At 38.3% G+C, this 15,681-nt stretch carries 16 protein-coding genes; 10 read left to right on the forward strand and 6 right to left on the reverse strand.

Annotation, left to right across the window (positions count from 1 at the left end):
- Positions 1-19 precede the first annotated feature (19 nt).
- The 3 genes from J690_RS11145 to surE form a co-directional block, all read right to left on the reverse strand.
- The gene (locus J690_RS11145; RefSeq protein WP_002118686.1) at positions 20-949 is read right to left on the reverse strand and encodes a LysR family transcriptional regulator; all 930 of its coding nucleotides are present in this window, start codon (positions 947-949) and stop codon (positions 20-22) included.
- 102 nt (positions 950-1,051) lie between these two features.
- Positions 1,052-1,879: a peptidoglycan DD-metalloendopeptidase family protein gene (locus J690_RS11150; RefSeq protein WP_031968531.1), complete on the reverse strand. Its 828-nt coding sequence runs from the start codon at positions 1,877-1,879 to the stop codon at positions 1,052-1,054.
- 111 nt (positions 1,880-1,990) lie between these two features.
- Positions 1,991-2,761, reverse strand: coding sequence for a 5'/3'-nucleotidase SurE (gene surE / locus J690_RS11155; protein WP_017387263.1), 771 nt, complete (start codon positions 2,759-2,761; stop codon positions 1,991-1,993).
- 101 nt (positions 2,762-2,862) lie between these two features.
- Between surE and J690_RS11160 the strand changes: the two genes are divergently transcribed.
- From J690_RS11160 to J690_RS11205, 10 genes are all read left to right on the forward strand, one after another.
- Positions 2,863-3,234, forward strand: a complete 372-nt coding sequence (locus J690_RS11160) for an MCR_0457 family protein (RefSeq protein ID WP_032035856.1) — start codon at positions 2,863-2,865, stop codon at positions 3,232-3,234.
- Between the two features lie 154 nt (positions 3,235-3,388).
- On the forward strand, positions 3,389-3,811 hold the full coding sequence (locus J690_RS11165) for an MCR_0457 family protein (protein ID WP_002118406.1): 423 nt from the start codon (positions 3,389-3,391) through the stop codon (positions 3,809-3,811).
- A gap of 126 nt (positions 3,812-3,937) precedes the next feature.
- Positions 3,938-5,086, forward strand: a complete 1,149-nt coding sequence (gene dacC, locus J690_RS11170) for a D-alanyl-D-alanine carboxypeptidase PBP5/6 (protein ID WP_002118558.1) — start codon at positions 3,938-3,940, stop codon at positions 5,084-5,086.
- 90 nt (positions 5,087-5,176) lie between these two features.
- Positions 5,177-5,719: a gamma carbonic anhydrase family protein gene (locus J690_RS11175; protein ID WP_032035857.1), complete on the forward strand. Its 543-nt coding sequence runs from the start codon at positions 5,177-5,179 to the stop codon at positions 5,717-5,719.
- Positions 5,720-5,790: 71 nt separating this feature from the next.
- On the forward strand, positions 5,791-6,549 hold the full coding sequence (locus J690_RS11180) for a DUF4262 domain-containing protein (RefSeq protein ID WP_032035858.1): 759 nt from the start codon (positions 5,791-5,793) through the stop codon (positions 6,547-6,549).
- 99 nt (positions 6,550-6,648) lie between these two features.
- Positions 6,649-7,137: an NUDIX hydrolase gene (locus tag J690_RS11185; RefSeq protein ID WP_002119006.1), complete on the forward strand. Its 489-nt coding sequence runs from the start codon at positions 6,649-6,651 to the stop codon at positions 7,135-7,137.
- A gap of 4 nt (positions 7,138-7,141) precedes the next feature.
- On the forward strand, positions 7,142-8,275 hold the full coding sequence (gene mnmA / locus J690_RS11190) for a tRNA 2-thiouridine(34) synthase MnmA (RefSeq protein WP_032035860.1): 1,134 nt from the start codon (positions 7,142-7,144) through the stop codon (positions 8,273-8,275).
- A 13-nt stretch (positions 8,276-8,288) separates the two neighbouring features.
- Complete coding sequence (gene hflD / locus J690_RS11195; RefSeq protein ID WP_002118587.1) at positions 8,289-9,020, forward strand: high frequency lysogenization protein HflD; 732 nt, start codon at positions 8,289-8,291, stop codon at positions 9,018-9,020.
- 55 nt (positions 9,021-9,075) lie between these two features.
- The gene (gene purB, locus J690_RS11200; RefSeq protein ID WP_002118712.1) at positions 9,076-10,464 is read left to right on the forward strand and encodes an adenylosuccinate lyase; all 1,389 of its coding nucleotides are present in this window, start codon (positions 9,076-9,078) and stop codon (positions 10,462-10,464) included.
- Positions 10,465-10,543: 79 nt separating this feature from the next.
- A complete protein-coding gene (locus tag J690_RS11205) occupies positions 10,544-11,182 on the forward strand; it encodes a DUF2238 domain-containing protein (protein WP_032035861.1) in 639 nt (212 codons plus the stop codon).
- 39 nt (positions 11,183-11,221) lie between these two features.
- Here the strand turns inward: J690_RS11205 and blp2 are convergent, their stop codons facing one another.
- The 3 genes from blp2 to pstB all read right to left on the reverse strand — a co-directional run bounded on the left by blp2 (position 11,222) and on the right by pstB (position 15,679).
- Entirely contained in the window at positions 11,222-13,411 is a 2,190-nt protein-coding gene (gene blp2 / locus J690_RS11210) for an Ig-like repeat protein Blp2 (protein WP_032035862.1), read from the reverse strand.
- Positions 13,412-13,665: 254 nt separating this feature from the next.
- The gene (sohB, locus tag J690_RS11215; RefSeq protein ID WP_032035864.1) at positions 13,666-14,628 is read right to left on the reverse strand and encodes a protease SohB; all 963 of its coding nucleotides are present in this window, start codon (positions 14,626-14,628) and stop codon (positions 13,666-13,668) included.
- A 148-nt stretch (positions 14,629-14,776) separates the two neighbouring features.
- Positions 14,777-15,679, reverse strand: coding sequence for a phosphate ABC transporter ATP-binding protein PstB (gene pstB, locus J690_RS11220; protein WP_005067963.1), 903 nt, complete (start codon positions 15,677-15,679; stop codon positions 14,777-14,779).
- Positions 15,680-15,681: the final 2 nt, after the last annotated feature.

Consider the following 15,681-nt stretch of genomic DNA (forward strand, 5'->3'; position numbering starts at 1 on the left):
TACTTTTAGAGTGGCAAAATTAGCGAACGATTTGGATCGCTCGTCCTCCTGCTAACTGACTAAAATATTGTTTAAGTGCTTCAACACAGCGCTGAATTTTCATTGGCTGTTGGTCATGCTTGGCAACTTCTGCATACAAAGTAAAAGTTGGTAATTTCCAATCTGGCATGAGTTCAATCAAAGAACCATTTTTTAACTCTTTTTGAGCATCTAAATATAAAATTCTTGCAATACCATGTCCTTGCTGACATAACGCTTTTGCAACTTGTAAATTATTGCTCTGCAAACGGCTTTGCATTTCAACATTAAGTGTTTCGCCCGTTTTTACATGTTGAAAATGGAAATGGTGCGCGTCATTCATGACATTAATTGATAATAATTCATGATCTCTTAAATCATTAGGATGCACAATTGGACTAGACTGATTCAGATAACTTGGAGAAGCTACTAAAATCTGATCGACAAAAGCCATCGGAATGACAGAGCTACTTTCTTCTACTGGCGTAGAACTCATGCGCACTGCAATATCAATTCGCTCTTCGATTAAGTCGATATAACGATGCCCAACTTCAAAATGCACTGATAAACCGCGATGAGCTGACATCCAGTGAGATAACGCAGGAATGAGGTGCTGAACTGCTAAATCAGGAGTAGTTGCGATACGCAAATCCCCAATTAAGTCATCCCTCAACTCATTAATTCTGATTTTCCCCCGTTCAGCAGCCGCCAACATTTCTTGACAGCTTGAAAAAAAAGCCTGTCCGGCTTCTGTCAAACTGAGTTTACGCGTGGAGCGATGTAATAGAATTACATCCATTTCATGCTCAAGGGATCGAATCTGCTGGCTCACCGCACTTGTTGTAATTCCTAATTCACGTGCCGCACCACTAAATGAACTTTTTTCAACCACACAAGCAAAAACACCCATCGCACGAAGCTGATCTAACATAGGTTTCCTCAAATCTAATTCTAAATTTATAAAAAAATGCTTATTGTTGTAATGAAAGCAACCAATTATATTATACGAGGAAACCTAAGTTTTATGCATTAGCTATTTTGGTAAAAGATTTATAGGATTAATTGGTTTTCCATCCAAACGGATCTGGAACTCAAGCATGACCTGAGAAGCCCCTGTAGAGCCCATCTCGGCAATTTTTTGTCCAGCAGTTACATTATCACCGCTTTTCACCAACATCTTGCTATTGTGGGCATAGGCACTGATATAGCCGTCAATATGCTTAATTAAAACCAGATTGCCGTATTCTTTTAAGCCATCAGCTGCGTAGACAACTTGACCATCTGCTGCGGCATAAATAGGATCGCCCTGATTTCCACCATAACGGATTCCTTTGACATTATTTGCCAAATTAAACCCTTGAATCACTGGCCCATTATTCGGTTTTATCCAGCGTAAACTAGAATTTGGTGCAACCGAAGTCACTGTCGTATTCGTTGACGGCGCGGTCGTTGTAGGCTGAGTTACTGGTGTAACAGGTTGTGTGGTAGGTAGAGCAATGGTTTGACGTTTGATTTGCTCAGGTTGTGCCATGACTTGCGTAGATACTGTTCTTGGTGAAGAACCTTTCTTCAAACGCAAAGACTGATTAACATAAATACGATATGGCGGAGCAATATCATTCATTTCGGCAATACTGATATAGTCGAGGCCATAACGCATTGCGATACCACTTAAAGTATCACCTGAACGAACTGTGTAATAGTTAGGAGCCATTGCATAGCGAGAACTATTATTAATTTGTGGTTTAGAAGCACCCCCTGCCATAGCAACGGTAAAACCTACAGCCACAGACAACAACATAATTTTCATTATTTTGTCTTTTTGGATATGCACTCTGCTTTGTTGCCCAATTAAATGCATTGATCTCCCTCACTAAATGCTACAAATCATTTCGGCTAAGAGTACCAAAAAAGTAAGAGGAAACACGTTCCTCTTTTTCTTTATTCACAAAGTTATAACATTCGAGGCGAATTATTGACTCAAACTGATCTGTAAATCTTCTAAAACAGCGTAATTTGTTGCATCCATTTGAATAGGAGTAACACTTACATAACCGTTTGCAACGGCAAAGAAATCAGATTGAATCTGGCTAGAAACACGTTGCGGATCTGTAACTGCCTCACCTGCTAGTCCAATCCAGTAAACTTGACGTCCGCGCGGATCGACATGACTGGTAATAGGCTTAGATTGAGCACGGCGCCCTTGATATGTAATCTGCGCCCCTTTTAACTGCGGTACGTCAGGAATATTGATATTAAAGATATGTCGCGGAGGCAAAGCTGGTAATCCGCTTGCAATAAAATCATGTACCCATTTAGCAGCCTGAGCATAATCTTCTTTATCATTATAAGCACGTACATCAGGTCCAGCTAAAGACACGGCAATTGCAGGTTGTTTCATTAAACGACCTTCAAATGCGGCCCCTACTGTTCCCGAATATAAGACGTCATCTCCCAAGTTTGCACCACTATTGATTCCGCTCACCACCAAGTCAAACTCAAAATCAAACAACCCATTCATGGATAAATAAACACAATCTGCTGGTGTACCATTCACTGCCCAGACATCTTCGGCAATTTGAATGGGACGTAATGGTCGATCCAATGTTAATGCACTTGAGAAACCACTTCTTTCACTTTCTGGTGCAACCACAACCACGCGTCCAAGGGGTCTTAATGCTTCAGCTAAAGCCTGTATACCTGGCGCAAAAACACCGTCATCATTCGCAATTAAAATATTCACTAAAATCTTTCTCTACAAATAAACCTAAAGGTTTTCACAATTGAATTATTTGTTGAATTATATATATTTATGCCTCCATAGCATTATAAAATTGTGAAAAAATGAAAACTTTCGCTCCTTTTTTTCAGGTATTGGGGATCAGTATCACATTGTGTACGCAAGTGGTTTTTGCAGATGAGGATATCTCAACACAAGAGGCTGATAGCTTAATTAAAGATGACATTGCCGCAACGCAAGTTTTGCAGGAAATCTGCCCAGCTTTTGTCGGAACAAATAAAAAACTTGAGTCAAACGCTCAAAAGATTATTGCGATGTATTTAAGTGGTTATTCAAATAAATCAATGAGCTTAGCGGCTCTACAAAACGATGCTGAATTTAAAACTTTATTAAATGAAGCACGTCTTGCGGCAAAACAAATGGATCATCATGAGCAACATGAGCTCTGTGAAGAGATCGTTAATTATAAAGAATAGATCTTACTCTTTTTTGATCTAGAGACTTATTCATTTTGGGTTTTCTGTTTGCCATTAAGCAGAAAACCAACATAACAATACATTTTTTCCATTTTTTTAAATTCTAAATTGGTTAAGCTAACGGCATATTTAGAAATTTTATTTTGGGTTATCGATGTTTATGAAGAAAAGCTTAGTTCAATCGCTCTCTTTGGTTTTACTTATGAGCATGGCAACAGCTGGTTTTGCTGCTGATAAGAAGAAAACAACTGAAAAGAAAACCGAAAATGAAAATGTTGTTGAAGTTACTCCACAACAAGGCACAACTCCTGAAGAATTAGCTGCAATTCAAGTGCTTTCTGAAATTTGTCCAAGTTTGATTGGTAAAAAAGACGCTGATTTTGCTCAAGGCTATGAACGTTTAGTGAAAGACTACCTACCAAATGAAACTGATGCTGTTTCTGCATTAGAAAAACGCAGTAAAGACAAAGCTTTCAAGAAATACTTAAAAGAAGCACGTAGCGATGCGAAAGCTGCTGGTGATGAACAAAACACATTAGTTTGCCAAGACGTGAAAGCATATCAATCGCAAAACTAAATTAGTAAAAAACTCTTGAGTTACAATACTGTTTGAAAAAGCCGACTTCTCCCGTAGAAGTCGGCTTTGCTTTATCCTAAAATGCTAGGCTCTTCTGCTTCATACAAGATATTGGAATTACCTAGAATGACTCGAAAAAGCGCTATTGCTGCACTACTCCTCTTACCAAGTTTTTCTTATGCAGCAACTGTCTTATCAGCTCCGCCAGAATTAAATAATAAGTCTTATGTATTAATGGATTATGAGACAGGACAAATTCTCGCTTCTAAAAATGAAAACGAAAAGCTTGCACCTGCGTCTATGACAAAAATGATGACCAGTTACATCATTGAACAAAAATTATTAAAAGGTGAACTGACTGAAAATGAGCAGGTTCGTATGAACGAGTCTGCATGGTGTAAAGGCAGTAGTTCTGAATCATGTATGTATGTTCCTTTAAACGGTACAGCGACTGTTCTAGAAATGCTCCGCGGTATTATTATCCAGTCAGGTAATGATGCATCAAAAGCAATGGCTGAACATATTGCCGGAAATGAAGGCACGTTTGCTCATATGATGAATCAGGAAGCAAAACGTATCGGCATGGTAAACACCCAGTTTATTAACTCGACCGGTATGCCAGCTGAAGGCCACTATTCAACTGCAAAAGATATGGCTGTGTTAGCACAACATATTATTAAAGACAGTTCAAAATACTACCCAATTTACTCTGAAAAAGAATTTACTTTTAATGGTATTAAACAAGGTAACCGTAATGCCTTGCTTTACACTGACCCAAGTGTAGATGGTTTAAAAACAGGTCATACAGATGAAGCGGGTTACTGTTTAACTACTTCAAGTAAACGCGGTCCAATGCGTTTAATTTCAGTGATTTTTGGTACTCCAAGCATGTCTGAACGTGCAGACCAAACGCGTACGTTACTGGCTTGGGGCTTTGCAAACTTTGAAACTGCAAATGTTCAACCAGCCAATCAAGTTCTTGCAAAAGCAAAAGTTTGGTTTGGTAAAGAAGATGAAGTTCAAGTCGGTTTGGCTGAAAACTTTAGTGTGACTATGCCTAAAGGTAAAGCTGATGGCATTAAAACTCAGTTAGTGGTTCAACCTAACTTAAATGCACCACTTCAAAAGGGTCAAGTTGTGGGTAAACTTGTTGCTAGCCTAGATGGCAAAGTAATTGCTGAAAAGCCGTTAGTTGCATTAAAGCCAGTTGAAGAAGCAGGTTTCTTTGCTCGTTTAATCGACCATATCAAGCAATTCTTCAGCAACTTATTCTAATTTTAGAATAGTTGAATTAAGCACTCATGCTATTTAGCTTGAGTGCTTTTTTATTTTATAATTCGACTAAATTTTATTTTGATACTACTTATGGCAAAGAACATTCGTCCTTATCTTGAACACCACCCTCAAGTAGATAAAACATGTTATATCGATGAAATGGCTGTTGTGGTTGGTGACGTTAGCTTATCTGAAAATGTTTCTGTCTGGCCTTTTGCAGTCATCCGTGGTGACGTAAATAGTATTCAAATTGGCAAAAACAGTAACGTACAAGACCATTGTATGTTACATGTAAGCCATAAAAATGATGCCAAACCGAATGGCTCACCTCTGATTATTGGTGAAGATGTAACGGTTGGACACCATGTGACTTTACATGGCTGTACCATTGGCAACCGTGTTTTAGTCGGAATCAACACCGTTATTCTAGATGACGTGATTATTGAAGATGATGTGATGATTGGTGCAGGAAGTTTAGTTCCGCCTCGCAAAGTCTTAAAAAGCGGTTATCTCTATGTAGGAAGCCCCGTACAACAAGTGCGACCATTGACTGAAAAAGAACTGGCGTTTCTTCCTTATTCAGCAAGACATTATGTAAAAGTGCAAAATAATCATAAAAATAGTGAAGTCTAACTTTGCTATTTTTAGTTTAATTGATACATATATTGCACTTACAAAAATAAGAAACCTTTGAGAAATAAATAATGAGCTTAGATAATACCCATAATTGCCCTACTGAACATGAGCTAATAAACCAAATCAAAATCAATATTGAAAAATATGGATTACAAGTTATGGGAATTAGTGCAACGAACTATTTACCTTCTTTCAGTTACAGTGTGGGTTTATATGAGAGTTATCAGCATCCTGAAATTATTTGTTTTGGATTACCTACGGATCTAGCTCATCTCATTATTAATGATGTAGCAAACCTAATTAAAAATGGCGAAAAAATTACCTCCTATCAAGATTATGATGATCAGTTTTTTAAAGAAAGTCGTGCTCAGTTTTTACCTGTAGACTTCAGGAATATTGATGATTATTTTGGTGGGGCGTTAAATTATTACCAACATAATAAATTCTCAGCTTTACAATTAGTCTGGACTGATCGCAATGACAAATTTCCTTGGGAAGATGGATATCAAGAAGAGTTTATTTATGATCAGCCTTTACTAGATCGAAATGCTGATTTTAAATTTAGAGAGGCCAAAAATTTAGGGGTTTTCACCACTCGACAGTGTCTGGAGTTCAATCAACCTATTTTAAGAGTTGTACATGATCATGATGGAGATTGGCAATTTTTGACAGGTAATCAGGAACCTGAAGATATTCGTCTTGTCGCCTTAGAACAAATGATATTAAGAGATTCGAGCTTAAATGAAGTTTTTGATCTTGACTACGGCCAAACTGCTGAGAGAGTCTCCATTAATAATTCATGGCAAATAACAAATCTTGATGAGTAAAAAGATTTATAAAATAATACTGTAATCTATAAAAATCTTATCGTAGCCAAAAACCCCTAAATTTCGTATTATACGTCTTTTAAATCATGGTGCTTTTTTATGGCCGCATGGACTCCTCATGTCACTGTTGCTACAGTCGTAGAAAAAGACGGACGCTATCTGTTTGTAGAAGAGCATAGCGAAGGTTTTGTACACACAGTATTTAACCAACCTGCCGGTCATGTAGAATGTGGTGAGTCATTAACAGAAGCTGCCATTCGAGAAACACTTGAAGAAACAGGCCATCATGTTGAAATTGATGCCTTGCTTGGTATTTATACTTATACCCCACCAATGTTTCCCGATCGCACCTATTACCGTTTCTGTTTTCTAGCGCATGTAACTCAGGTTGAAATTGATCCTCAACTCGACACAGGTATTATCGCTGCTGTGTGGATGACACCGGATGAACTCAAAGAATCTGCCCGTGCTCGCAGTCCTCTTGTGCTAAAAGCAGTTGAAGATGCTATGAAAGGCCACCATTATCCTCTATCGCTTATCTATGAGCACCCCTTCTCTCCCTCATTAACTTCTCATTTGGATGCCTAGTCCTATGCAACAACGTGTCATCGTCGGTATGTCTGGTGGTGTAGACTCTTCTGTTTCTGCAGCACTTTTACTTCAACAGGGTTATCAAGTTGAAGGTCTTTTCATGAAGAACTGGGAGGAAGACGACGGCACGGAATACTGTACGGCAATGGAAGACTTAGCTGATGCCCAAGCAGTAGCTGATAAAATCGGTATTAAGCTGCATACAGCAAACTTTGCGATGGAATATTGGGATCGAGTGTTTGAACTTTTCCTAGCTGAATATGCTGCTGGTCGTACGCCAAATCCAGATATTTTATGTAATAAAGAAATTAAATTCCGCGCATTTTTAGATCATGCCATGACTTTAGGTGCAGACTTTATTGCGACTGGTCATTATGCACGCCGTGGTGAAACCGCATATAACTCTAAAGGCGAAGCATACGCACCATTATTACGTGGTGTAGATAACAATAAAGACCAAACCTATTTCTTACATGCCGTTCATGGTAGAGAAATTAATAAAACACTATTCCCAGTAGGTGAAATCGAAAAACCTGAAGTTCGCAGAATTGCTGAAGAACTTGATCTTGCTACAGCCAAGAAAAAGGACTCAACAGGAATCTGTTTTATTGGGGAACGTCGTTTTAATGACTTCCTTAAACAATATTTACCCGCTCAGCCTGGGAAAATTGTACTTGATACAGGTAAAGAAGTTGGTGAACATCACGGTCTGATGTACTATACGCTCGGTCAACGCGGTGGAATTGGTCTAGGTGGTTTGAAGGGTGCAGCTGAAGGTGCATGGTTCGTACTACATAAAGATCTGGCAAATAATCGCCTCGTTGTTGGTCAGGGACATGAACACCCACTCATGCAAAGTACTCAACTGTGGAGTGAGTCAATTGACTGGGTAGCTGGTGAACAAAATATTCCAGTTGAAGGATTACGCTGTACAGCTAAAACGCGTTATCGCCAACCTGATCAGGGATGTACAATTTTTATTGATGAAAACACTGAACACGGTGTTCGCGTTGAGTTCGATGAACCTCAGCGTGCTGTTACACCGGGTCAAAGCGTTGTATTTTATTCAGATGAAGTTTGCTTAGGCGGGGGTGTCATTCACCATACAAATGCCCCTACACCAAATTTTATTTAAGGGAATGAATGGCATGGTGGAGTTACCATTTCAACAATCACAAGCCTTGAATGTTCGCCAAAACCGTGCCCTTGCCTTGGCTGGGGTATTTCAGGCCACCCAGCTCACCCATATGACAGCCATGACGGGTCAGCAAAGTATTGGTGAAAGTGGTAACTTCTATTTTGAACTATTAATCAAAGCAAGTTTAAATATTCGCCCTACAGCCAACAATGGTGTTCAAACCTTAGATTTTTTTAATCAGTTGGCAGATATCTCTTTAGGGCTTAAAACACTCGAAAATTGTATTACTCAACCTTTTTCAAACATGCCTAAGTCTCGCCTTCCAAAAATGGGCACGGCCAAACTGCCAATGTCCTACGCGATGTCGCTCTTACAGCTAGAAAAAAAGGTTTATAGTAACCCTGAATATGTCGCAATCATTGAAAAAGCTCAGCAGAAAATTTTAAAACAGCTGTCTTTTTTTGATAATAACTACTTACACCCGAGCATTTTAGCTAATTTGGCGCAAACTTATGTTGATACGGCTGGCCAGATTAACCCACGCATTTTAGTTCGTGGTAATGCAGAAGCATTTAAAGATACCAATCATACTAACCGCATCCGTGCTTGTCTGTTTACTGGCTTGCAAATGGCCCATTTATGGCGACAACTCGGCGGTAGTTCGTGGAACATGATTTTTAGCAAACGTAAATTGCTACAGGATATTCAAGCACTTGCTCGTTTACAGTACCAAGTCGTTTAAGACTATAAACGAGATTTTTTTAGTTTTATGTTTATTCCAACATTAAGGAATCGTTATGAACGCTTTAACCGCACTATCACCATTAGATGGGCGTTATGCCAGCAAATGTGATGCGCTACGCCCTTTTCTTTCTGAGTTTGGTTTAATCCATGCTCGTGTCACTGTAGAAGTGCGTTGGTTACAAGCACTTTCTAACCGTCCGGAAATTGTTGAAGTTGCACCTTTTTCAAACGAAACAAATGCAGCTTTAGATGCAATTGTTAGCAACTTCTCTGAAGAAGATGCAAATCGCATTAAAGAGATTGAACGTACAACTAACCATGACGTTAAAGCAGTTGAGTATTTCTTAAAAGAGAAAATTGCCGGTATCGCTGAATTACAAAATGCGGGTGAATTCATTCACTTTGCATGTACTTCTGAAGACATCAACAACTTGTCTCACGCGCTTATGCTTAAAAACGGTCGTGAAGTTTTAGTATCAAGCATGAAGCAAATCCTTAATGCGATCTCTGCTTTAGCAACGACTCACGCTGAACAACCAATGTTGTCTCGTACACACGGTCAAACTGCTAGCCCAACAACTTTGGGTAAAGAAATGGCGAACGTGGCATACCGTTTAGCTCGTCAAATCAAACAATTTGAAAACGTTGAGTTACTTGGCAAAATCAATGGTGCTGTAGGTAACTACAATGCTCACCTTTCTGCTTATCCAGATGTTGATTGGGCTGCTCACGCACAAGCTTTTGTTGAATCTTTAGGTTTAACATTCAACCCTTATACAACTCAAATCGAACCACATGACTACATGGCAGAGTTGTTTGATGCGTTACGTCGTTTCAATACGATTTTAATCGACTTTAACCGTGACGTATGGGGTTACATCTCTTTAGGTTATTTCAAACAAAAATTGAAAGAAGGCGAAGTTGGTTCATCAACAATGCCACACAAAGTTAACCCAATTGACTTTGAAAACTCTGAAGGTAACTTAGGTATTGCAAATGCAGTATTGGCTCACTTAGGTGAAAAATTACCAATTTCACGCTGGCAGCGTGACTTAACTGACTCAACTGTATTACGTAATATGGGTGTTGGTTTTGCACAAAGCTTAATTGCTTTCGATGCGTGCTTAAAAGGTGTTGGTAAACTTGAGTTAAATGCAAACCGTTTAAATGAAGATTTAGACCAAGCTCAAGAAGTTTTAGCTGAACCAATTCAAACTGTAATGCGTCGCTACAACATTGAAAAACCATACGAAAAATTAAAAGCATTAACTCGTGGTCAAGCAATGACTCGTGACATGATGGTTAATTTCGTAAATGGTGATGAACTTTCTCAAGTACCAAGTGAAGAACGTGCGCGCTTAGCTGAACTTACTCCTGCAACTTACACAGGTAATGCAGCTGAACAAGCGAAACAAATTAACGATTTAATTAGCAAAATCTAATTAAAAAGTTTACAAAAAGCGGAGCTTAGGCTTCGCTTTTTTATTACACTCATATAAATCACAATAAAGACTTCATAAAATGATCGAAAAACAATTTAAACTTAAACACTATATTGCTCTTGGCTTGCTTTTGATTGCGATTGTTATTTCAGCTATTCAGCCTCTTGAATTTGAAGCCTATTTACTTCACCAAGCGGGCACTGTGTTTATGTTGATTTTGCTCTTTGTTATTTTTAAGAAGATTGGACTCGATTTTTTAAGTTTTACTTTCTATCTGCTGTTTTTGCTCATCCATATTGTTGGCGCACATTACCTGTATTCATACGTTCCATACAATGATTGGATACAACAAGCATTCAATTTTAATTTAGATCAATACATGGGTTGGTCCCGTAATATGTATGATCGTTTGGTTCATCTTGCCTATGGTATTTTTCTTTACCCTCTTACTTATCGCGTGTTTCAAGTGTGGTTACCATCCGTAAAGCCATTCAGTCTTTTTTTGCTAGTGGTTCAATTTGTAATGGCATCAAGTGTTTTATATGAACTTATTGAATGGGCAATTGCTATTGGATTATCTCCCGAAGAAGCCGAAAATTATAATGGGCAACAAGGCGATATGTGGGATGCCCATAAAGATATGCTGTTAGCAACTATTGGGGCAATTTTCTATGGACTTCTTGCACTGATGCTTCCATCTAAAACAAATAACTCATAAATAAAAAAGCGCTCAATGAGCGCTTTTTTTAAGATCACTTTAGACAACAGGATAGGTTTGTTCTAAAAGGCTTTGTAAAACCGAAGAAGTCGTATCAGGTAAAACATGCTCAAGATTGCCTGTGATATTACTAGCGTTCGTAGTTACATCACTCTGATCATTTACCTGAGTAGGCTTTACTGCTGCTGAAGGCAAAAGAGTTTCAATTGGGTCTGGTTCACTAGACGTAGAGCTTTTTAACAAATCATCTAATAGTACAGATTTCTGCTGCTGGCTATCCGTTTCATTTGTTGTGCTTTGTACTAACTTTAATGTATTTAACCCAACGCTATCAGCAACAGATACAGTTTCTGTATGAGCAGTATCAACAGCTACCTCACTTAAACTGGCAGCCTTTGGAGCGACCACATAAAACGTAAATGGTGAACTCACTTCACTTGTAAGGCCTGCTGCATCTGTTTGAGTTAAAGTAATAGTATGTTTACCAATTGCTAAGTCTTTATCGAGTGTAAAGCTCCATGATCGACTACTACTTACATTTACAATCCCAATAGCAACACCATTATCATAAATGGTTAAAGTTGCATTTGCCTCACCTGAACCTGTGAGCTTTGGTCTTGCATCGTCAGTTTCTGAACCAGCAGTAATCGCACCTTTTAGAGCACCAACATCATCATCCACACTGTTTAAAACAGGTTTTGCAGGTGGTGTTGTGTCCTTAGTACCAATAATATCAAGAACCTCAGATTTATTTCCTGCACTATCAATAGCCGCAACTGAAGCATGTTTGTTATCAGTTAAAGCAGGCGAAATCGTAATTGTAAATTTTCCATTTGCATCTGCCGTTCCCGTACCAATGACCTTACCTGTCGTATCTTTAATTTCAACTTTTGCATTTGCTTCGGTTGTACCTGTTACGGTTGTTCCATCAGCATTAATTTGAGCAACAGGTTTATCAGGTGCAATAGAGTCATAACTTGGAGAAACTTCTAAAGGTTTAGAGGTATTACCTGCTGCATCTTCAACAACAACTGTTGCCTTTTGTGACTCTTTTAATGCTGGAGAAAGCGTAATTTGAAATTCGCCTTGAGCGTTTGCGGTACCCGTACCAATTACTTTACCATCAGCATCTTTTATCTGAACTTTTGCATTAGGCTCAGTTTGTCCTTCAACCGTGGTACCTTCTTTATTGACTTCAACTAAAGGAACATCTGGAGCGAAAGTATCCTTTCCGGCAATAATTTTAGTTGGTTCAGATTTATTACCCGCTGCATCTTCAGCTATAACTTTTCCACCCACGTCACTCGTCAATGGAGGAGTAAGCTTTAAAGAAAAAATACCATCTTTATTTGCAGTTACAGTGCCTAGTACATTATCACTAGCATCATAAACAGTGATTTTTGCATTTGCTTCAGTTTTACCAGTTACCAATGAGCCATCATCACTCAGCTGAGTTTGGGGAGCATCTGGAGCAATTGTGTCTTTACTACCAGTCACAATACCTGGTTTAGAAATATTACCAGCAGCATCCTCAGCTAAAACATTTAATTTATTCCCATTTGCTAAAGGCTTATCGAGTTTAATTGTAAAATTTCCACTTGCATCTGCAACACCCGTTGCGACCGTATTACCAGCAGCATCTTTAATATAAATTTTTGCATTTGCTTCGGCTTTACCAGTAACCGTAACGGTATCATCCGCAACAGTAGCAGTCGGTGCAGCAGGAGCTAAGATATCTACAGGTCCTGAAGAATCATCTTTGTCATCATTATCAAAAGCCCAAAGATATAAACCTTCAGCGGCTAAAACCGCTAAACCTGCTTTTAGCACGTTACCCATCGAAAAAGTTGGGGAATCATCAACCGCCATTGTTGAGGCTGGTTGGCTCGTGCTGGTATAGGCTAAATCTGTGACATGGTTTAAACCTGTATAGTCGATTACCTTACCCTGAGCATCAAATTGTGCCTCAACAAATTTTCCATGCTCAGTCGGAAGAACAAGTGAATGTTCTGTTGTATTCGTTGCTTCATTAAAGAAATTTTCTAAGACAATAGTCTCTCCATTTTTTAAATGGACGACTAGATTTCCACCTTGTTTTTCCACCGATGCTATATCTTTTTGACTTACGCCAATTTGAATAATAGAAGGTTTACTTAACACTACCTTATTGAGTTGACCATCTTGCAGAACGTCCAAACCCTCTTTGGATGCTACAATTATTCTTGTCATTATTTCCTGTCCTAAATTTCAGTTATATTTTTAAATGTCTAACTTTTTAAATATTTCATTTAAAAGCTATTTTATTGCTGTTTAAAATATCAAAACCCTCTGTTTATCACAATTCAAAAATTATATTTATCAATATTTATTTTTTACTTTCCATTAAAAATCTAAGCACATTTAATCAGATAATTTTGAATATTAACTTTATAAAAAAACCAGCATTTAAGCTGGTCTTTTTATAACATTTGAATTAGATAAACTTATAGTTTTGGATCACGTACTTGTACAAGCGTCGTGTTCGCTTTTGCTAGGCTTTCCATGACTTTGCTCATTACAGTAGGAATCAAACTATCGGCCATTTGCGCTGCTTGTAAACCCAGCTTTTCACCTAAAGTCGCTTTCTTACGTGTATTAATGACATACACATCATGTTGCGGCAATAAAGCTAATAAGTACTCATCAGATGTTTTTAATTTATCAACAAGGTTCAGATCTAGCGCATCTTCACCATACCAATGTTCACCTGTCGCCACTTTATCAACATTAAGCTGTGGGCGATATTTTTCTACAAAGTGCTTAAATAAAACATGAGTTTGTTGCAGCTCTTCTTCGAACTTCGCTTTACCTTCAGGCGTATTTTCACCAAACATAGTTACAGTACGCTTATACTGCCCTGCTGTGTAAAGCTCAAAATCCACATTGTGTTCTTTTAAAAGACGATTAAAGTTTGGAACTTGAGCAACCACACCAATTGAACCCACAATAGCAAACGGCGCTGCAATAATTTCATTTGCAATACATGCCATCATATAGCCACCACTTGCAGCGACTTTATCCACACAAATCGTTAAATGAAAACCTGCATCGCGTAAACGCACCAACTGAGCTGCTGCTAGACCATAACCATGGACCATACCACCTGGGCTTTCCAGACGAACTACAATACGATCACGTCCTGCTTTAGCAGTTGCTAAAATCAGGGTAATTTCTTCACGCAAATTTTCAACTGCCGAAGCTTGAATATCACCTTTGAAATCTAAAACAAAAATCTTCTGATTATTTTTACGGCGAATTTTAGCTTCTTTAGCAAGTTGTTGAGCTAATTGTAAAAGTTCTAAACGGCTTGCCGTAGTTTGCGCAATTTTTTTTCTCTGTTCATTGACACGTGCATTTAAATGGCTGACACGTATTTCCGCAGGGAGTTTAGGCAAATGGAATAACATAAAATTCTAAGCTCATAAGTTTATCTTTATAGCCTTAAGATGTGGTCCTTTTGATTAAAATTCAATAGCGATTTTGCAAAATAGAGTCATTTTCATTTATAAAATAAAAAAAAGAGCACATGGCTCTTTTTCTTTTATTGTTTATTAATCAACCGAAGCGACCAGTAATATACGCTTCCGTTAACTGATGGTCAGGCTGAGTAAAGACTTTTTCAGTTGAGTTGACTTCAATCAAGTCACCTAAATGGAAATAAGCAGTACGATCAGAAACACGTGCCGCTTGTTGCATTGAGTGAGTCACAATCACAATTGTGTATTGATTTGACAATTCAGAAATAAGTTCTTCTACTTTTGCTGTTGCAATTGGATCGAGTGCAGAACACGGCTCATCCATTAAAATCACTTCAGGACTAACAGCAATGGTACGTGCAATACATAAACGTTGTTGCTGACCACCTGATAAACCTGTACCTGGCTGGTTCAAACGGTCTTTAACCTCATCCCACAAACCAGCTTTACGTAAGCTATTTTCAACAATTTCTTCTAGGTCATATTTATCACGCGCTAATCCGTGGAGTTTAGGACCATAAGCCACGTTGTCAAAAATAGATTTAGGGAATGGGTTTGGCTTTTGGAACACCATACCAACCTGAGCACGCAATAATACAACGTCTAGATTTGGGTCATAAATATTGTGGTTATCAAGGGTAATTTTACCTGTTACGCGGCAACCATCAATCGTATCGTTCATACGGTTTAACGTACGAAGAAACGTTGATTTACCACAGCCTGAAGGACCAATAAATGCGATCACTTCATTTTGGTAAATATCTAGGTCAATACCCTTGATAGCTTCAAAATCACCATAGTAAACATGGGCATCTTGTGCACTAATTTTAATTTCGTTTGAGTTCTGCTTTTTTGAAGTATGTGGTTCAAAATGCGAAACATACGAAGTGCCATGATTCAGCGATTTATCTGTAAATTGAGATTGTTCAGTATTCACTAACTTATCCTTTTCTAAGGAATTCGTAATATCAATAGTATTCATGA

The sequence above is a fragment of the Acinetobacter sp. 742879 genome (genome assembly GCF_000588535.1).
Taxonomy (GTDB): domain Bacteria; phylum Pseudomonadota; class Gammaproteobacteria; order Pseudomonadales; family Moraxellaceae; genus Acinetobacter; species Acinetobacter pittii.